This is a genomic window from Kribbella sp. NPDC056345 (assembly GCF_042262745.1).
In the GTDB taxonomy this organism is placed as follows: domain Bacteria; phylum Actinomycetota; class Actinomycetes; order Propionibacteriales; family Kribbellaceae; genus Kribbella.
In genome coordinates, this window is the sequence record NZ_JBHJQQ010000001.1 from 463,568 (window position 1) to 482,067 (window position 18,500).

Annotated in this window: 19 protein-coding genes; 11 read left to right on the forward strand and 8 right to left on the reverse strand. The window is 67.3% G+C overall.

Annotated elements, in window-relative coordinates; translation table 11 throughout:
• Positions 1–15: 15 nt before the first annotated feature.
• Positions 16–792 carry an isoprenyl transferase gene (locus tag ACFCV3_RS02165; RefSeq protein ID WP_376025287.1) on the forward strand — a complete coding sequence of 259 codons (777 nt, stop codon included), beginning with the start codon at positions 16–18 and terminating at the stop codon, positions 790–792.
• On the opposite strand, the gene ACFCV3_RS02170 is transcribed toward ACFCV3_RS02165, so the two are convergent.
• Complete coding sequence (locus ACFCV3_RS02170) at positions 789–1,670, reverse strand: alpha/beta fold hydrolase (RefSeq protein ID WP_376025289.1); 882 nt, start codon at positions 1,668–1,670, stop codon at positions 789–791. The genes ACFCV3_RS02165 and ACFCV3_RS02170 overlap by 4 nt on opposite strands.
• 40 nt (positions 1,671–1,710) lie before the next feature.
• On the reverse strand, positions 1,711–2,583 hold the full coding sequence (locus tag ACFCV3_RS02175) for an NAD(P)-dependent oxidoreductase (RefSeq protein ID WP_376025291.1): 873 nt from the start codon (positions 2,581–2,583) through the stop codon (positions 1,711–1,713).
• 75 nt (positions 2,584–2,658) lie between these two features.
• Between ACFCV3_RS02175 and ACFCV3_RS02180 the strand changes: the two genes are divergently transcribed.
• The 7 genes from ACFCV3_RS02180 (at position 2,659) to ACFCV3_RS02210 (ending at position 6,860) form a co-directional block, all read left to right on the forward strand.
• Positions 2,659–3,228 carry a TetR/AcrR family transcriptional regulator gene (locus ACFCV3_RS02180; RefSeq protein WP_376025293.1) on the forward strand — a complete coding sequence of 190 codons (570 nt, stop codon included), beginning with the start codon at positions 2,659–2,661 and terminating at the stop codon, positions 3,226–3,228.
• A gap of 108 nt (positions 3,229–3,336) precedes the next feature.
• The gene (locus ACFCV3_RS02185) at positions 3,337–3,771 is read left to right on the forward strand and encodes an Hsp20/alpha crystallin family protein (protein ID WP_376025294.1); all 435 of its coding nucleotides are present in this window, start codon (positions 3,337–3,339) and stop codon (positions 3,769–3,771) included.
• 29 nt (positions 3,772–3,800) lie between these two features.
• Positions 3,801–4,430: a hypothetical protein gene (locus ACFCV3_RS02190; protein ID WP_376025296.1), complete on the forward strand. Its 630-nt coding sequence runs from the start codon at positions 3,801–3,803 to the stop codon at positions 4,428–4,430.
• Between the two features lie 26 nt (positions 4,431–4,456).
• Positions 4,457–4,843, forward strand: coding sequence for a VOC family protein (locus tag ACFCV3_RS02195; protein WP_376025298.1), 387 nt, complete (start codon positions 4,457–4,459; stop codon positions 4,841–4,843).
• 52 nt (positions 4,844–4,895) lie between these two features.
• Positions 4,896–6,056, forward strand: coding sequence for a hypothetical protein (locus ACFCV3_RS02200; RefSeq protein ID WP_376025300.1), 1,161 nt, complete (start codon positions 4,896–4,898; stop codon positions 6,054–6,056).
• A gap of 61 nt (positions 6,057–6,117) precedes the next feature.
• Positions 6,118–6,552 (forward strand): SRPBCC domain-containing protein, encoded by a 435-nt coding sequence (locus ACFCV3_RS02205; RefSeq protein ID WP_376025301.1) that lies wholly within the window; start codon positions 6,118–6,120, stop codon positions 6,550–6,552.
• Positions 6,549–6,860, forward strand: coding sequence for an ArsR/SmtB family transcription factor (locus ACFCV3_RS02210; protein ID WP_376025302.1), 312 nt, complete (start codon positions 6,549–6,551; stop codon positions 6,858–6,860). The genes ACFCV3_RS02205 and ACFCV3_RS02210 overlap by 4 nt, the downstream gene beginning before the upstream one ends.
• A gap of 1 nt (position 6,861) precedes the next feature.
• On the opposite strand, the gene ACFCV3_RS02215 is transcribed toward ACFCV3_RS02210, so the two are convergent.
• The 6 genes from ACFCV3_RS02215 to ACFCV3_RS02240 all read right to left on the reverse strand — a co-directional run bounded on the left by ACFCV3_RS02215 (position 6,862) and on the right by ACFCV3_RS02240 (position 14,836).
• Positions 6,862–9,360, reverse strand: a complete 2,499-nt coding sequence (locus ACFCV3_RS02215) for a glycoside hydrolase family 2 protein (RefSeq protein WP_376025303.1) — start codon at positions 9,358–9,360, stop codon at positions 6,862–6,864.
• A gap of 22 nt (positions 9,361–9,382) precedes the next feature.
• Positions 9,383–10,183, reverse strand: coding sequence for an ABC transporter ATP-binding protein (locus ACFCV3_RS02220; RefSeq protein WP_376025304.1), 801 nt, complete (start codon positions 10,181–10,183; stop codon positions 9,383–9,385).
• Positions 10,183–11,070, reverse strand: a complete 888-nt coding sequence (locus ACFCV3_RS02225) for an ABC transporter ATP-binding protein (protein ID WP_376025306.1) — start codon at positions 11,068–11,070, stop codon at positions 10,183–10,185. The genes ACFCV3_RS02220 and ACFCV3_RS02225 overlap by 1 nt, the downstream gene beginning before the upstream one ends.
• 112 nt (positions 11,071–11,182) lie before the next feature.
• Positions 11,183–12,130: an ABC transporter permease gene (locus tag ACFCV3_RS02230; RefSeq protein ID WP_376025308.1), complete on the reverse strand. Its 948-nt coding sequence runs from the start codon at positions 12,128–12,130 to the stop codon at positions 11,183–11,185.
• A gap of 15 nt (positions 12,131–12,145) precedes the next feature.
• Positions 12,146–13,135 (reverse strand): ABC transporter permease, encoded by a 990-nt coding sequence (locus ACFCV3_RS02235; protein WP_376025309.1) that lies wholly within the window; start codon positions 13,133–13,135, stop codon positions 12,146–12,148.
• Positions 13,136–13,138: 3 nt separating this feature from the next.
• On the reverse strand, positions 13,139–14,836 hold the full coding sequence (locus ACFCV3_RS02240; protein WP_376025310.1) for an ABC transporter substrate-binding protein: 1,698 nt from the start codon (positions 14,834–14,836) through the stop codon (positions 13,139–13,141).
• 171 nt (positions 14,837–15,007) lie between these two features.
• On the opposite strand from ACFCV3_RS02240, the gene ACFCV3_RS02245 reads away from it, so the two are divergent.
• From ACFCV3_RS02245 to ACFCV3_RS02255, 3 genes are all read left to right on the forward strand, one after another.
• Positions 15,008–16,024 carry a LacI family DNA-binding transcriptional regulator gene (locus ACFCV3_RS02245; RefSeq protein WP_376025311.1) on the forward strand — a complete coding sequence of 339 codons (1,017 nt, stop codon included), beginning with the start codon at positions 15,008–15,010 and terminating at the stop codon, positions 16,022–16,024.
• 75 nt (positions 16,025–16,099) lie between these two features.
• Positions 16,100–17,104, forward strand: coding sequence for a LacI family DNA-binding transcriptional regulator (locus ACFCV3_RS02250; protein ID WP_376025313.1), 1,005 nt, complete (start codon positions 16,100–16,102; stop codon positions 17,102–17,104).
• A gap of 82 nt (positions 17,105–17,186) precedes the next feature.
• Positions 17,187–18,497 carry an extracellular solute-binding protein gene (locus ACFCV3_RS02255; protein ID WP_376025315.1) on the forward strand — a complete coding sequence of 437 codons (1,311 nt, stop codon included), beginning with the start codon at positions 17,187–17,189 and terminating at the stop codon, positions 18,495–18,497.
• Positions 18,498–18,500 lie beyond the last annotated feature (3 nt).

Consider the following 18,500-nt stretch of genomic DNA (forward strand, 5'->3'; position numbering starts at 1 on the left):
AGGAACAGGGGCGGCATGCGCAAGGCACTCCGGAGTATGGCGGATCGGCTCTACGCGCGGCGTTTGTCGAGTCAGATCAGCCCGGAGCGCCTGCCGGCACACATCGGGATCCTCATCGACGGGAACCGGCGGTGGGCCAAGTCGGCCGGCTACCAGGATCCCAACGACGGCCACCGGGCCGGCGGCGCGAAGATCAACACCTTCCTGCGCTGGTGCGACGACGCCGGGATCGAGCGCGTGACGATCTTCATGCTGTCCGACGACAACCTGCGCCGGCCACCCGAGCAGGTGGCGGCTCTGAACGTGGTCGTCGAGGGCGTCGTCGAGGGACTGGCCAGTGAGGGCAACCACTGGGAGCTGACACTGATCGGTGCCCTCGACGTCCTCCCGGCCGAGATGGCAGCACGGTTGAAGGAGCACGCCGAGGCAACCGTCGGACGCACCGGCGGGGTCGGCGTCAACATCGCGGTCGGGTACGGCGGCCAGCGCGAGATCGCCGACGCAGTCCGTTCCGCGATCGCCGAGCTGATCGCGACCGGCATGAGCCCGGACGCCGTCGGCGACTCCTTCGACGCGGACCTCATCTCCCGCCACATCTACACGGCGAACCAGCCGAACGTCGATCTCATCATCCGAACCAGCGGCGAGCAACGCCTGTCCGGCTTCCTGCTCTGGCAATCGACGTACGCCGAGATGTACTTCTGCGACGCCTACTGGCCGGACTTCCGCCGGATCGACTTCCTCCGCGCACTCCGCTCCTACACCCACCGCGACCGCCGCTTCGGCCGCTAGCCGCGGTCCTGGAGGAAGTCGCGCAGGGCGTCGGCGAGCGCGGCCGGTGCCTGCTCAGCGATGTGGTGAGTGGATTCGATGCCGTGGCCGGTGATCTGCGGGCACCACGGACGCCAGATCGCCAGCGGATCGCCGTACAGGTCCTCCATATCGTCGCGGGTCGACCACAGCATGAGCGCCGGGCAGGTGATCTGCCGACCGGCCGCGCGGTCTTCCTCGTCGTGACGGCGGTCGATGCCGACGCCGGCGCGGTAGTCCTCCAGCATCGCGTGCACGGTGGCGGGATCACGGATGGCCCTCAGGAAGTCGGCATGGTTCTCCGCACCGAGCTGGTCCGGCCCGTTCTTGTCCCAGGCGCCGTACCAGGTCTCCGGATCTGCGCAGATCACGCGTTCGGCCGGATTCGCGGTCTGGGCGAAGAACCACCAGTGCCACCAAGCTTCCGCGAACTTGGCGTCACAACGCTCCAGCGCCTCGACCGTCGGGATGCCGTCGATGACCACCAGCCTCGTCACCCGGTCCGGATGGTCGAGCGCCGTACGGTAGGCGACCCGCATCCCGCGATCGTGCCCCACCACGGCGAACTGCCGATGCCCCAGCAGCTCCATCAGACCGATCACGTCACCACTCATCGCCCGCGCCGAGTACGGCGAGTGCTCCGCATCGGTCAGCGGTTTCGCCGAACCCCCGTATCCCCGTAGATCCGGACAAACCACGGTGAACCCTGCGGCGACGAGCCGCGGCGCAACGGCGTACCAGGTCGTGTGCGTGCGCGGATGACCATGGAGCAGGACCACCGGCGGACCCGAACCACCGTGCCGCACCCGGATCCGTACCCCCGCGACATCAAGCTCCTCCAGAACGAAGTTCTCGTACATCTCAGCTCAGTACCCACGAATACGCACCGGCCGAGCACGGTCATTGCGCGGCGGTGCGCCGTTCGATCGCTCGCACGACCGCGATCATGTCCGCGGTGTCGAGCCCGAGTGCCAGGGCCTCGCCGTACAGGCTGTGACAGATGTCGAGCAGCGGTACGGCGATGCCGGTGGCGCGGGCTTGTTCGGCGATCAGGCGGTTGTTCTCCAGGACGTTCGCGATCGACGCCTGTACGTCGAGGTCGCCGGTGACGAGTTTGCGCACCTTCACCCGGGACACGCTGCTCGCCATTGGCCCAGCGTCGAGTACCTCGGCGAACTGGCTCAGGTCAAGACCGTGCTCGGCGGCGAAGTGGGTCGCCTCGGCGAGGCCGGTGACCATCGTGATCAGGAAGATGTTCACCGCGAGCTTGGTCAGGAGCCCGTTCGGCACCAGGCCGCAGTCGAACGTCTGGTGGCAGATCGGGGCGAGCAGCGGGCGGACCTGAGCGACGGCGGCGGGTTCGCCAGCCAGCATCGCGACCAGCTCGCCGGCCTCGGCCGGCTTGCGCGAACCGGACACCGGCGCCTCCACGTAGCTGCCGCCGGCCGCGCGGACGGCGGTCTCGAGTCCACGGGAGTACTCGGGTGACGTCGTACCCATGTGCACGATCGTCCGGCCGGCGACCGCTGCGAACGCCGCCGTACCGCGGCCGAGGACGGTATCGATCGCCGGTCCATCGGCCAGCATCATCAGCACGACCTCGGCCTGCCGGAGGACCTCGGCCGGAGAGTCCGCGACCTTCGCACCGGCCGCTCGGACTGAGGCGCAGCGATCGGGCGAGCGGTTCCAGACGATCGGCGCCGCACCGGCCCGGGCCAGGTTGAGTGCCATCGGTTGACCCATCACACCGAGACCAAGGAACCCGATACCCATCGACGACTCCGTTCTATGACAAGTGTCATAGAACGGTACTATGACGACTGTCATAGAGCCAAGGGAGGTTCCCGAATGAACCACAGCCCGCGCGAGCGGATGGTGTACAGCGCGGCCCAGCTGATCCGGGCCCGCGGGCCGGCCGGTATCGGCGTCCGCGAGATCGTCGAACACGCCGACGCACCGCGCGGGTCGTTCCAGCACTACTTCCCCGGCGGCAAGGATCAACTCGTCGGCGAGGCAGTGCTCTGGGCGGGCGACTTCGCCGCACACTGGGTCGCCCGATACCCGGAGACCACCCGCAACCCAACGCCGAGCGGGCTGTTCGCCCACATGGTCAAGCCGTGGAAGGACGAGTTCACCAAGCGGGGCTACGAGCGCGGCTGCCCGGTGATGGCCTCCGTCGCCGACCTCGGTGGAACCGACGACCCGCTCAGCACCCAGATCCGCACCGCCCTCGACTGCTGGGAACAGGCCGTCACCCGCGAACTGATCCGGATGGACATCCCTCCCCGCCGCTCCCGCCGCCTCGCGGTCCTGATGATCAGCACCCTCGAAGGCGCCATCATGTTCGCCCGCCTTCGGCAGGACTCCACCCCGCTCACCACGGCCGTCACCACCCTCTCCCCAGCCCTCACGCCCTAGCCGGGTTGTCAATGTTTCGGTGACGGACCACTTGTCAACGAAACGATGACATGATATCTCTGTTCTTGCGTGTTGACACCGACTGAGACAGACGATGGAGGTGGAACGATGTTGATGCGCACCGATCCGTTCCGGGAGTTCGACCGGCTCGCCCAGCAGCTGACCACGGGGACCTGGTCCCGGCCCAGCCCGATGCCGATGGATGCCTACCGATCCGGCGACGAGTACGTCGTGGCCTTCGATCTGCCCGGCGTCACCTTGGATGCCATCAGCCTGGATGTCGAGCGCAACGTGCTGACGGTCAAGGCCGAGCGCAGACCGGCCGCGGTGGACGAGGGCGTCGAAATGCAGGTGGCCGAGCGCCCGCTCGGCGTGTTCTCGCGCCAGCTCTTCCTCGGCGACACTCTGGACGCCGACGGGATCAGCGCCGAGTACGACAACGGCGTACTGACCTTGAAGATCCCGGTCGCGGCCCGAGCCAAGCCCCGCAAGATCAGCATCACCGGCCGGACCGGCACCGAGCAGCAGCAACTGAACGCCTGATCGTTCAGGCACCGGGAGAGGAGCCACGCATGCCGCAGGACGATTCGATCATCCCACCTGCGGACATGCTCCGGCGCCTGACCGAAGTCCTGCGGACGCGCGCCTCCGCCGCGCCGGCGGAGGCTGTGTCCGCGGACGATCCGCTCGAGGCGTTGTACCAGCTGCGCCACCTACGCGACCGCCTGAACGCCTGGGAACCCCAACTGATCGACGCAGCCCGGAGCACCGGGACCAGCTGGGCACAGCTGGCGCCCGCCTTGGGCGTGGCCACCCGCCAGGCTGCCGAACGGCGCTACCTGCGCCTGCACCCGAACGCCGCACAGCCGGGCCTGAACCGCGAACAACGAGTCCAGGCAACCCGCGACCAGCGAGCCGGAGAACGCGCAGTAGCCGAGTGGGCCCGTCACAACGCCGCAGACCTTCGCCGGGTCGCCGGACAGGTCGCCGCACTGTCCGGCCTGGATTCCCGGACCCAAGCAAGCATCGACGCCGTACACGATGCCCTCGGCAACAATGACACCACCGCCCTGCTCGCGCCGCTGTCCCAAGCCGGCCCGCAACTGTCCGGCGAGCACCCCGACCTGGCCGACCGGATCTCCGACCTCGGCGCCCGGAGCGACGAGGCCCGCCAATCCGGCCGCGAACGCAAACGAACCTGAAGCACAGCACAAGGAGGCGTACTCCGATGAAGCTCCTGTTCGAACTCCGCCCCGTCGAGCACCTCGAAGCCAGCGTGGACTACTACCGTACACTCGGCCTGGTGCCACTGGCCTGGCCCAGCGACGACTCTGCGCTGCTTGGTACGTCGCCCGATTCCCCACCGGTTCTCGCCCTCGTCCACGACCCCGCGGAGGGAGCGCTGGGCACCGGTGGCGTGTACGACGTCGGCGACCTCAGCGCCTTCTTCGAACAGCACAAGGAGCTCGACTGGCTACTCACTCCCGCAGACAGTCCCTTCGGCCGGTACGCCGTCTTCGCCGACCGCACCGGCACGGCCATCCGCCTGCTGGAGCCCGCCGACAGGCACACGCTGCGGGCGAGCAACCATCGACTGGCCTCGGCAGCCGCCTGAGCTGACGGATCTTCGACGCGACAAGCCACCGATCGACGACGACAATGAGTAGATGACTTCGGTGGACCGGATGCGGCGCTGGGAGCGATGGGCTTCGGGCCGGGCGCTGATCCGCCAGCGATCCTTGGCCGCGTTCGCCGTGTCGCGCCTGGCCGCCGAGCTGCATCGGGGCAAGTCCTCGTGGGCCGCTTCGATCCTTGTGCAGGCCGCCGCAGGTTCGTTGGAGCCGGCCGCAAGTAAAGCCTTCCAGACACTGGCCGAGGGATGCGAAGACCCTCGCGTGGCCGGCACTGTGATCTATCAATGCCTTCTGCAGTCCGGAGGAGGCGACGACGACTCCGACGCGACCTGGTCGCGGGTCGCGGAGCCACTACTGCTGGGCGACTCACCTCCCCGACTGATCCAGTTCCTGGACCGTACGCCGACCGAGGAAACATCGCGCATCGTCGAGCAGCTGATGATGTGTGTCTCCTTCAGCTCGCCGGAGCGCCCTCAGCTGCGGCGGTTTCTGTCCAGCACGGATCAGCCACTGATCCTGGAGGCGTTGCAGGCGTGCTGGTACGACAGCATCTTCTTGCCGACCCGGCTTGTCACGGAGGTGTGCAGGGCGAACCCGCACGTCCAACCTTCGGGCACGGACGGGAACGGCGTACTGCTGGCCGTCATCAAGGATCGCCTGGACCTCCTCGACTTCACCCGGCCGCACACTGTCGACGCTTTGCTCCATGGCGCGGAAAGGGCTGACCTCGCCGACAAGTGCCTGCGCGTGCTGAAGGCGCTACCTCCCGGCCCCGCGCAAGAGCGCCTGTGCGAGATCGTTCCGCACCGAGCCGGCCGCGAAGATGTCGCCACCAAGGTCGCCGTTGAAGCAGGGTACGTACCCGGCAAGCTGGAGGATCGAATCGTCTTCTTCTTCCTCACCGAACAGTGGAGTCGCTACGACGCGATCGACCCTACCGGGGAACTCCTCTATGCCGCCTATGCGGGAATCCAGCGAGCCGCCGGCGACCATGGCCTGACCTCGAAGCTCATCGAGACCGCCCGCCGCAACGGGCGGCCCGATCCCGCCGTTCGGTACTACAAGGAGAACTACCCGGACGAGATCGACGGATCCGACGGGAAGCGCAGGCCGGCCGGTGGCTACAGCAGCGATTACGGCATCGGCGGCGACCACGGCGGCAGCGGCTGGACCGGCGGCAGCTTCCACGCCTAGACCGCATCCGATGTGAAAGTGGACACTTGCACATCGAGGGATCGGCTGGCACAGTTCCCTCATGGACAGCATCGAGCGTGAGGTGTACGTCGACGCGCGGCCGGAGCAGGTCTGGTCCGCCCTCACGAACCCCGAGCACTTCGCCACCTGGTACGCGTTCGGCGGCGCCGAGATCGACCTTCGCCCGGGCGGCAGCCTGGTGATGCGCTGGGACGAACACGGCGAGTACCGCGGATTCGTCGAGACGGTCGAGCCCGGCCGGCGGTTCGCCTACCGCTACGCGGTCGACCCGGACGTCGCCCCGGTCCCGGGCAACTCCAACCTGGTCGAGTTCACCCTCACTCCGGATGGCGAGGGCACTCGGCTGCGGGTCGTCGAGAGTGGTTTCGACCGCCTGGAGTTTCCCGAGGACGTGCGAGCCAAGCACGCCGAAGACTCCGGCCAGGGCTGGGACGGCGGTCTGGCGGCACTCGCCGAGGTCGCCCGGGGCCTGTGACAACGGGCGAGGTCCTCGCAGCCCTGGCGGATCCGACCCGACGGCAGCTGGTCGAGCTCCTCGCTCGGCAAGGCGCCGGTACGGCGACCACCCTGGCCCGCGAACTCCCGGTCACGCGCCAGGCCGTCGTACAGCATCTGTCGGTTCTGCGAACTGCCGGCCTGGTCAGCAGCCGGAAGAGTGGGCGAGATGTCCGCTTCCAGCTGCATCCGGACGTGCTGACCGAGACCGCCCGGTGGATGAACGAGGTAGCAGCTGCCTGGGATCAGCGATTGGCCACCATCAAGGCAATCGCCGAAGGAACGTGAGTCACCGGGTAGTCAGATCGTTGGCGGTGCGGAGCACCGGCGGCGCAGCAAGGTCGACCGTGGCTCCGGACCACCCTGTCGTCACCACGAAGGACGCCGTACCGCCTGCCGGGAGGTTCACCAGTCCGCGGTCGACAGTGGCGTCGGCCGCGATTCGATCGGCGTGCAGGTGGATGGCGATCGCCAGGCTTCGCGCGGTGACGTCGACCCGATAGCCGCCGTCGATGCGTACCACCTGCGCATCGAGCGGCGCGGGATCGAGGTCGGCGTCGACCACTTCCACGAAGAGGTGGACGAACGACAGCTCGCCGAGCGCGCCGATCAAGGTCTCCCTTCGATCATCGTCAGCCGAAGCCACCTCACCAGGTAGTGCAAGCACCTGTACGGCGCGCGGCCCGACCGCGACCGGGAGCGACGCGTCGGCCAGTACGGCGCCGTCGAACTTCTGCCGGCTCAGCACCAGCGCGCCTTCCAGCGGCTCGTCGGTATCGTTGACCACGGCAACCGACAGCACACCCGCACGCTCGACCACGGTCAGCAGCCGCGGTGCGTAAGCGTCCCGGAGTGCGAACCACAGCGGCTTGAGTCGCTGCTCGGAGTCGATCGCGGACCAGGACGTGACCGGCCAGCAGTCGTTCAGCTGCCAGATGATCGACCCGGCCGTCCGCGGCCACCAGGACCGGTAGTGTTCGATGCCATAGGCAACAGCTCGCGCCTGGTTGAGCTGCGCCGCCCAGTGCCAGTCGGTGAAGTCGTCCGGTACGCCGAGGTGCGGCACCATCCCGCGGTCGAGTTTGCCGTTGCCGTCCTCGGCCTTCTGGTGCACGAGGAACACCGGATCGCTCTTCGTCAGCGGACCCGGACCGGACGGATGGACCCAGTCGTCGAGCGTGCGCCAGTTCGGCGGTCCCTGGAAGCCGAACTCCGAGCAGAACCGCGGCACCTCGCTGCGGTAGACCGTGTAGTCGACCCGGTTCCAGACCTCCCACTGATGATGGGTACCGCGGTCAGGATCGTTCGGATGCACCCGGTCGGGACTGGACGGGCTGTTGTCGGTGTAGGGACGGGTCGGGTCGAGCTCACGCACCAGCCGCGGGAACAGCTCCCGGGCATAGTGCTCACCCCAGCTCAGACTGGTCCCGTCCGGCTGCCGGAGAAAGAACTTCCAGCCCCAATCCTCATGACCCCACAGGTTCTCGTTGCCACCGTTCCACACCACCAGCGACGGATGCGGCATCAGCCGCACGATGTTCTCCCGCGCCTCCGCCTCGATCTCGCTCCGGAGCGGCTCCTCCTCGGGATATGCGGCGCAAGCCAGCAGGAAGTCCTGCCAGACAAGCAGTCCTCGTTCATCGCACAGCGAGTAGAAATCCTCCGACTCGTAAACGCCACCACCCCAGATCCGCACCAGATTCACGTGCGCGGCCAAGGCCTGGTCGAGGCGGCCGGCCAGCCGCTCACGGGTGATGCGAGTCAGGAAGTGGTCGTCCGGGATCCAGTTCACTCCCTTGACGAAGACCGGCCGGCCATTGACGACCACGGTGAACGCCGACCCGAACTCATCCTCGGACGTATCCACGGCGACGCTACGAAACCCGATCCGGCGCTCCCACAGGTCCAGCGGCTTACCCCCAAGCGCGCCGTCGATCACTGTGACGGTCAGGTCGGCGAGCGGCTGATCGCCGTATCCGGCCGGCCACCACATCGGCGCATCCGGTACGTCGACCACGACCACGGCCGTAGTTTCGCCCGGCCCGACGATCGCCGTACTGCGGTGGTTCCGGCCGACCTCGACAACGACCAGCAGCGGCGTGTCCGCCGTACCGGCTCGTTCGAGCTCGATGTGCGCCTCGACCCGTCCGGGAGCGATCGTCGTGTGCTCCCCGTCGAGGTCAACCGTGACCAGCGGACGGACCTGGGCGATGCGTGCCGTGTGCCAACGCTCGACCCGCACGCCCTTCCAGATCCCCGCCGTCCGCAGGTCCGGACCCCAGTCCCAGCCGAAGCTGCACGCCATCTTGCGGACGAACTGGAACGGCGTACCGTACGGACTCGGCCGGTTGCCCAGCCGGTCCCGCTGCTCGTTGGCGTAGGTGGTCACCGACGCGAGCTCGACGACCAGATCGCGTTCGATGCCGTCGGCAAGGGTTGTCACATCGAAGCGGTAGGACCGATGCATGTTCGCCGTTCGCCCGAGCTCGGCTCCACCGAGCGTGACCGTCGCGACGGTGTCCAGTCCGTCGAACACGAGCTCGACCCGCTCCCCCAGCACGGCCGGCCGGAGAGCGAGCGGACGCCGGTACTGCCAGTCGACTCCGAACATCCACCGCAACTCGGCCTCGTTCGCGTCGAGGTACGGATCCGGAATGATCCCGGCCGCCAGCAGATCGGTGTGAACGCTGCCCGGCACCTGCGCCGGTAAGGGGCTGCGGACAGCTGTGGGAGCGGTGGCAGCCAACGCTGTGACGGTCCAGGCGTCGTGGAGCGGGTCTGTACGCAAGCGAAACTCCTGAAGAGTGGTGTCAGCGCCCAAGCTCGGCGAGGCGGCGTTCCGGATCCGGCGCGGCCTCGGCCAGCAGACGGGTGTACTCGTGCTGCGGATGGAGGATCACGTCGTCGGCCGGACCGTGCTCGACCACCTCGCCGCGGTACAGCACCATGATCTCGTCGCTGAAATGCCGCGCGGTCGCCAGATCGTGAGTGATGTAGAGGACGCCGAGGTTCTCCTCCCGCTGCAGTGTGGCCAGCAGGTTGAGCACGCCGAGACGGATCGAGACGTCGAGCATCGACACCGGTTCGTCAGCCACCAGGATCCCCGGCGACGGCGCGAGGGCACGGGCGATCGCAACACGTTGGCGCTGGCCTCCGGACAACTCGTGCGGTTTGCGCTGCACGAAGTCCGGATCGAGCCGCACCCGATGCAGCAACTCCAGCACCCGCTCCTCCACCTGCGCCCGCGACAATCCCGGATGGTGCAACCGGATCGGACGGGCGAGATGGTGCCCGACGGAATGGTACGGATTCAGCGAGGCGAACGGATCCTGGAAGACCATCTGGACGGCCTTCCGGTACGACGCCGCGCGCGCACCGCGATAGACCATCGGCTCGTCGTCGACGAGGATCTGGCCGGATGTCGGCCGTTCGAGCTGCATCAGCAGCTTGGCGATCGTCGACTTCCCCGACCCGGACTGCCCGACCAGAGCGATGGTCCGCCCCGGCTCCAACCGGAAGCTCACCTCGTCGACCGCGCGCAACTTCCGGCTCTGCCAGCCGTCCCGCAACTTGTACTCCTTGACCACGTCGCGCAGCTCCAGCACGGTCATCAGCTCGCCACCTCCTCAGCTTCGACTTCTTCCAGCGAGGTGTCCGCGCCGAGCGATCCGGTCCGGACGAAGTCGCCGCGAGCTCCGGTCAGACTGGGGAACGACGACAGCAAACGCCGGGTGTACGGGTGTTTCGGCTGCGTGTAGAGAACGGGAGCAGCGTCCAGCTCGACGATCCGCCCGGCCCGCATCACCGCGATCCGATCGCTGATCTCCAGCAGCAGCGGCAGATCGTGGGTGATGAAGATGACCGCGAAGCCGAGCTCCGACCGCAGCTCGGTGATCTCCTGCAGGATCTCGCGCTGCACCACCACGTCGAGCGCGGTGGTCGGCTCGTCCATCACCAGCACCTGCGGCTCGAGGGCGAGCGCCATCGCGATCATGACGCGCTGCCGCATCCCGCCGGACAACTCGTGCGGGTAGGCGCGCAGACGATCGCGGTCGACACCGACGCGTTCGAGCAGTTCCCCGCAGCGCCGGCGGCGTTCGGCCTTCGTCATTCCCGGACGATGCGTGCTGAAGACATCCTCCAGCTGCTCCGAGATCCGCAGTACCGGGTTCAGGGAGTTCATCGCGCCCTGGAACACCATCGCGATCTTGTCCCAGCGGAACGCTCGCAGGTCGTCGCCGTTGAGCTCCGACAGATCCAGGTCGTAGCCCTCCCGCGACGAGAACAGAACCCGGCCAGAGGTGATGAACGCCGGCGGTTTCAGCAGCCGGGTGATCGCGTAGGCGAGGGTGGATTTGCCGCATCCGCTCTCCCCCGCGAGGCCGAGGATCTCGCCCCGGTAGAGCGCCAGCGACACGTCCCGGACCGCTTCCACCGTGGTCTCGGCCAGGTAGTCGACACTGAGATTCTCGATGGTGAGCACTGGGTGTCCGGTCATGAGGCCCCCTTTCTGGACTGAGGAACGTAGGGAGCGAAGCGACTGGAGAGACGAGGGAAGAAAGGGAACCAGGCCTCAGGACCCGCCGCGCGGAGCGTGGCAATGTGCACGGTCATGCGGTCTCCTCCCGGGCGTGCTTCAGCTGCTCGCGGGTCATGCTCCAGCGTTTGCGGTCGGCCCGGGTCTGCGAGCGCAGTTTCGGGTTGATGATCTCGTCGATCGAGAAGTTGATCAGCGACAACGCGGCGCCGAAGAGAGCGATCGCGAGCCCCGGCGGCACGAACCACCACCAGGCGCCGAGTCGCAGCGACAACCCGTTCTGCGCGTAGAAGAGCATGGTTCCCCAGGTGAAGGATCCGGAGGCACCGAGCCCCAGGAAGGACAGCCCGGCCTCACCGAGGATCGCGAAGATCACCGCGAAGACGACCTGCGAGGCGAGCAGCGGAATCAGGTTCGGCAGGATCTCGACCAGCAGGATCCGCCATCGCTTCTCCCCACTCACCCTGGAAGCCAGCACGTAGTCACGGCTGCGCACGCTGAGCGTGAACCCGCGCAGTACGCGGGCCGATCCGGCCCAGCTGGTGATGGCGAGAACGACGGCGACCAGCCAGACGGACTTGTTCGGGACATAGCTCGAGATGACGATCACCAGCGGCAGCCCAGGGATGACCAGCATGACGTTGGTGAACAGCGAGAACGTCTCGTCCACCCAGCCGCCGACGAACGCGCCGACCACACCGAAGAAGGCCGACAGCACCAGCGTGATCGCGCCGACCACAACTCCGATGGTCAACGATCCGCGGGTCGCATGCGCCAACTGGGCGAACACGTCCTGACCGGTCTGGGTGGTGCCCAGGATGAAGCCACCTCCCGGCGGCGTCAGGCCGAGATCCCGGACGGCCGACGGGTCGCCGACCAGGAGCGGGCCGATCAGCCCGAACAGCGTGATGAGGCCGGTCAGCGCCAGACCGATCCCCAGTTTCAACGTCATCGGCGGCAGGATGCGCCGCCGTCGTACGGTGTCGGCCGGCAACTGCGACGCCGAGGTCGTGATGGCCATCAGGCTCAACCCCCTTCAGGAGCGCGCGCGGGTGCGCGGGTCGATGACGCCGTACAGGAGATCGACGAGCAGGTTCGCGCCGAGGACCGCGAGCGTGATGATCAGGAACACTCCTTGCATGAGTGCGTAGTCGTTGTTGCCGACGGCAAGCAGCAACGCGGACCCGATGCCGGGGTAGGAGAAGACCGCCTCGGTGACGATGGAGCCCGCGACCACGAAGCCGAGCGAGATCGCGAACCCCGAGATCGACGGCAGTACGGCGTTCCGCGCGGCGTAGCGGGAGCGGATCCGGCGCGGGGTGAGCCCCTTGGCCTCGGCGGTCAGGATGTAGTCCTCCGAGAGCGTGGACACCATCATGTTCCGCATCCCGAGCATCCAGCCGCCGATCGAGGACAGCACGATGGTCAACGCCGGCAGGGCACCGTGATAGAGCACCGACTGGAAGAACGCCAGGCTGAATCCGGGACTGACCGAGTACACGTCGTATCCCCCGCTGAGCGGGAAGACCGGCCAGGTGCTGCCGAGCAGGAACAGCAACAGCAGGGCGAGCCAGAAGTACGGCACGGACTGCAGCATCGTCGTGAAGGGAATGAGGTTGTCGACCCACGACCCGCGGCGCCAGCCGGCCGCGCGACCGAGCAGGACCCCGATGACGAACGACATCACCGCGGCCAGCCCGATCAGCCCGACGGTCCACGGCAGCGTCTGCCCGATGACCGTCGCGACCGGGGTCGGGAAGTAGGCGATCGACGTACCGAGCTCACCGGAGCCCAGCTGTTGCAGGTAGGTCAGGTACTGGCGCCACAGAGACACGTTCGACTCGGTGCCGAGCATCGCCTCGATCGCGGCCCGCGTCGTCGGCGTGACCGGCCCTTTCGTCGCCAGCTTGGACAGCATCAGGTCGACAGGATTGCCCGGCATCAGCCGCGGGATGAGGAAGTTCAGCGTGAGCGCCGCCCAGCACGCCACGGCGTAGAAGGCGAGCTTCTGCCCCAGATACCGCACGACTCAGCCCGCGGGGGTGATCGTCTTGAGGACCACGCCGAGGTCCCAGGCCTTCCACGAGGCCGGCAGTGCGTAGATGTTGTCCTTGGTCGGCCAGCCGGACGCACGCGAGGTGTTGAACTCGGTCAGCATCGAGTTCACGTAGACCGGGATGTACGGCATCTGGTCGGCGAACACCTTCTGGATCTCGGCGTACTGCGCCTTCTGGATCGCCTCGTCCGAGGTTCCGGCGGCCGTCCGCAGCGCCGCGTCCACCTTCGGATCCGAGAACCGGGCGAAGTTCCCGGCGCTGGCGGATTTGCCCACGTCGGCGGTGTTCTCGGTGGCCAGCCTGCCGTTGTAGGTGAAGTACGGGTTGGTCGAGGCGCCGAGTCCGACGGAGTCGAGCGAGAGCTGGAACTTCCCGTTCGTCTGGGCGGCGTTCCACTCGTTCCACGAGACCTGGCTGGGCTTCAGCTCGATGCCGATCTGGGCGAGCTGCTGCTTCAGGGTGTCGTTGATCGAGATGTAGTCGCTCCAGCCGGTCACCGTCTGCACCGTCAGCGTCAACCGTTGGTTGCCCTTGGCCCGGATCCCGTCCGCGCCCTTGGTCCAGCCGGCCTCGTCGAGAATCTTGTTCGCCTCGGCTGTGTCGGCGGCCGGCGGAATCTTCTGGAGTTCCGGGTCGGTGATCCAGCTGTCGTCCCGGCCGGGCAACAGCAATGTCGGTGACGCATCGGACGCGACCCCGCCACCGGCGAGCTTGATCAGTTGCTCACGGTTCATCCCGTGGTAGATCGCCTTGCGTACGGCGGGATCCGTCTGCGGACCGGTGCAGCCACGGGCCGCGTTCGCGCACGTCACGAGAACGGTCGTCATCACCGGGGTGTTGACGTAGGTGAGTTCCTTCTTGGACTTGATGATCTGATCGACGCCCGGCAGATAAGCGCTGATCCAGTCGACCTTGCCCGCGACCAGGGCGGCACTGGCGGCGTCCGCGGCCTCCAGCGGGATGTAGCGGACCTCCTGGATGGCGGGCTTGCCGGCTTCCCAGTATGAGTCGTTCTTCACCAGGGTGTAACTCTGGGTGCTGAAGGTACCGAGCTTGAACGGGCCAGTCCCGACCGGGTTGTCGTTGACGTTCGTGACGGGGTCCTTGATGTCCTTCCAGATGTGCTCGGGCACGATCGCCTGGTTGGCGAGCACCGCGGGCTCCTGCATCAGGGACTTCGACTTGAAGGTCAGCACGGCCGTGTCGTCCGCGGTGGCCTTCGCGGTGGCGGCCAGACCCGACGGGTTCAGCGCCGGGGTCTTCGCGATCAGGTTGAACGTGAACGCCACGTCCTTCGCGGTGAACGGCTGCCCGTCGTTCCACTTCACGCCCGGCCGGGTCTTGATGGTGAGCTCGGTGCCCGCGGCGTTCCAGGAGAAGCCACTGGCCAGGACCGGCGTCGGATCCTGCTTCTTCGCGAAGTTGTACCAGTAGAGCGGCTCGTAGAGCGCGCCCCGCGTGGGCTGGAGCGCGGTCGTGCTGAACGGGTTGAAGTTCTTGGTGATCGTGCCTCCGCCCACGGTGATCGAAGCCTTGGCATCAGCCTTGGTCCCGCCACCACCGGCGGTGTTCCCCGAGCAGGCAGCGAGCAGCAGTGAGGTGGCGGCGGCGACTGCCGTGACGCCGAGCAGACGCCGTCCGCCGGGCTTGTTCTGCACCGTGAAGAGCATTGTGCGGCTCCTTCTGAAATTAACCGCTTAAGTAGATTGCGGATGACCGTAGGCTGACACTTCGGACTCGTCAAGACCTCAGGCAAGGGCTTTCCACTTAAGGAGTTAAGTAACGTAAGTGCGGCAGGCCGGAGAGCGATCGGCTTTACTGAGGCCGACAGAAGGAGGGACATGGTCAAGCGACCGACCATCGCCGACATCGCGAGCCAGGCCGGTGTCTCCACCGGAGCGGTGTCGTACGCGCTCAACGGGCGGCCCGGCGTCTCCCCCGCGACGCGTGACAAGATCCTCGCCATTGCCGAGGAGATCGGCTGGCGGCCGAGCCTCGCCGCCCGCTCGCTCACCGGCGCCCGGGTCAACGCGGTCGGGCTGATCATTCCGCGCCCGGCGCGCGTGCTGGGGATGGAACCGTTCTTCATGCAGTTCATCTCCGGAGTCGAGTCCGTCCTGTCGGCGAACCGGACCGCGCTGCTGCTTCAGGTCGTCCCCGACCACGACGCGGCCGACGAGGCCGTCCGCTACTGGTGGGCCGAGCGCCGGATCGACGGCGTACTGGTGACAGACCTCTGGGCCCAGGACCAGCGGCCCGAGCTCCTCACCCAACTCGGAGTGCCCGGAGTGCTCGTCGGCCGACCGCGGGACGGCGTGGACCTGCCGGCCGTCTGGAGCGATGACGCAACCGCGGTCGAGTCCGTCGTCGACTACCTCGTCACCATCGGACACCGCCGCATCGCGCGCGTGGCCGGGCTGCCGAGCCTCGAGCACACCCAGATCCGTACGGCGGCCTTCCAGGCTGCGGCCGAGCGCCACGGACTGGAGTCAGCACCGGTGATCAGCACCGACTACACCTGGGAGGAAGGCGCCCAGGCCACCCGCAGGTTGCTGACCACGGCCGACCGTCCGACCGCGATCACCTACGACAACGACCTGATGGCGGTCGCCGCCCTGAGCGTCGCCCACGAACTGGCCATCTCCGTCCCCGCCCAGCTCTCGATCGTGGCGGGGGACGACTCCCAGCTCTGCTTGGTGCAACATCCGTCCATCACCGCGCTGGCCCGCGACATCGTCGACTACGGCGCGCGAGCAGCACAGGCCATGCTGGACCTCGTTGCGGACGGGCACACGAGCTCTCACCAGGTCCCGACCGCGACATTGATCCCGCGCGCAAGCACCGCCACGGCCCCGTAGTACCACTGGGCACCTGCTTGGCTGCCGGCGTGGATTACCGTGTGTGTTCATGAGCGGTGGCTGGGAGGTGCGCTGGTGGCGGTGACGATGCGGGACGTCGCGCGGCATGCGGGGGTTTCACCGAAGACGGTCTCGAACGTGATGAACGACTACCCGTACATCCGGGAAGAGACCCGGATCAAGGTCCTCGCGGCGATCGACGACCTCGGCTATCGGGTGAACATCTCGGCGCGGACGCTGAAGTCCGGCCGGACTGGTGTCATCGCACTCGTGCTGCCCGAGCTGAGCAACCCGTACTTCGCGGAGCTGGCCGACGCGGCCATCGCAGCTGCCGGCGAGCACGGGCTGACGGTGATGATCGAGACCACAAACGCCGACCGCCAGCGTGAGCTGACCGCGCTCTCGCGTCCCGGCGGCCACCTGGTCGACGGCCTGCTCTACAGCCCGCTCGGGCTGGGCCAGGAGGACGTCGACGCACTGCCTACCCACAGTCCGATGGTGCTGCTCGGCGAGCGGATCTTTCACGGTCCCGTCGACCACGTGATGATCGACAACGTGGAGGGGACCAAGGCCGTGGTCAGGCATCTGCTCGACCAGGGCCGGCGCCGGATCGCGCTGCTCGGCAGCAAGCCGACCGAGCAGATCGGCACGGCCGCCATCCGGCACCGCGCCTATATCGAGGCCCACGAGGAGTACGGCGTACCGGTCCTGGAGGAGCTGGCCGTCTCGGGCGGTCAGTGGCACCGCTCGAGTGGGGCCGATGCCATGAACGACCTGTTCTCCCGCACGTCCGACTTCGATGCAGTCTTCGCTCTGAACGACACCCTCGCGCTCGGCGCGATCCGCGCGATCACCGCGCACGGCCTCCGCATTCCGCACGACATCGCGGTGGCGGGGTTCGACAACATCGACGAGGCCGAGTACAGCACGCCGACCCTGACGACCGTCGATCCCAACCGGGTGCACATCGCCCGGACCGCGGTCGACCTCCTCGTCCGGCGGATGGGCGGCGACACGTCGGAGCACGAGGAGCTCGTCGCGCCGTACCAGCTGCACGTCCGCGAGTCGACCCGCAGCTGACGTCTTGACCGGCTGAAGGCTGGCATGCATCCTTTCTACACCGATGTACTACACCGATGTAGAAGGCCGGAGGAACCCTGCTATGCCCGACGGCTCCGCCCCCCGAATTTGGACTACACAGCGACCCCGTCGCCGAGCAGTACTTGGTGGACTTCTCGGCGCCGGCGCCCTGTCCCTGACCGGCTGTACCGGCCTGCAGTCGCAGGCCCGGGTCCGCGAGTGGAACCTCTTCGGCGGCGGTGACGGCGCCCGCCTGCAGCAGATTCACCAGCAGTACGTCGCGGAACACCCGGACGTCCGGTTCGAGGCCCACACGCTCGCGTGGGGACCGCCGTTCTACACCAAGCTCGCGATGTCGGCGGCCGGTGGGCGCGCCCCTGAGATCGCCACCCTGCACCTGTCCCGGCTGAAGGGTTTCAGCCCGACAACCATGCTCGATCCGATCCCCCTCGACCTGCTCAACGAGGCCGGCATCAGCGAGTCCGACTTCCTGCCGGAGATCTGGCAGCGGTGCCACGTCGACGGCGTCCTGTACGCCGTACCGCTCGACCAGCACCCGTTCGTTCTGTACTACAACACCGAGATCTGCGAGAAGGCCGGGCTGCTCGCGGCCGACGGCCGGCTGAAACCGGTGACCGGCGTACCCGCGTTCCTCGAGATGCTCCAGGCGGTCAAGGAGACGACGGGCAAGTTCGCCGCCTCGGTGGAAACCACCAACCCCTGGCGGATGTGGTGGACGCTCTACGGTCAGCTCGAAGGCAAGTTCCTCGACGAGTCCGGACAGCACCTGGCGCTCGATGACGACAAAGCGCTCGAAGCCCTGTCGTTGATGGCGAAACTCGCAGCCGACGGACTCACTCCGCGCTCGGCCAACTATCCCGCGCTGGTTGCGCAGTTCAGCAACGGCGAGGCCGGTCTGAGCTTCAACGGCGAGTGGGAGGTGACGACCTACCAGACGGCGAAACTCCCGTTCAGTATGGCGCCCTTCCCTGTCCTGTACGACGTTCCCAAGTTCGCCGGTGACGCCCACACGTTCGTCCTGCCGCACCAGGCGAACCGGAACCGTGCTGATACCAAGGCGACGGTCGAGTACATCGCGTGGATGCTCAAGCACAGTACGGAATGGGCGGTCGGCGGCCACATCCCGGCGTACCAGCCTGTCGTCACGAGCCAGGAATACGTGAGTCTCAAGCCACAGGCGGAGTACCGCAGCGTCGCGCCCAACGTCTTCTACGACCCGGACGCCTGGTTCAGCGGCTCCGGGGCGCAACTGCAGAACGAGGCCGGTGCGGCGTTCAGCGGCGTCTTCTCCGGACAGACGACACCTCAGGCCGCGCTCGCGCAGTTCAAGGCGGCAACCCAGAAGCTCCTCGACACCCCGTCCCCGGTCTAGGAG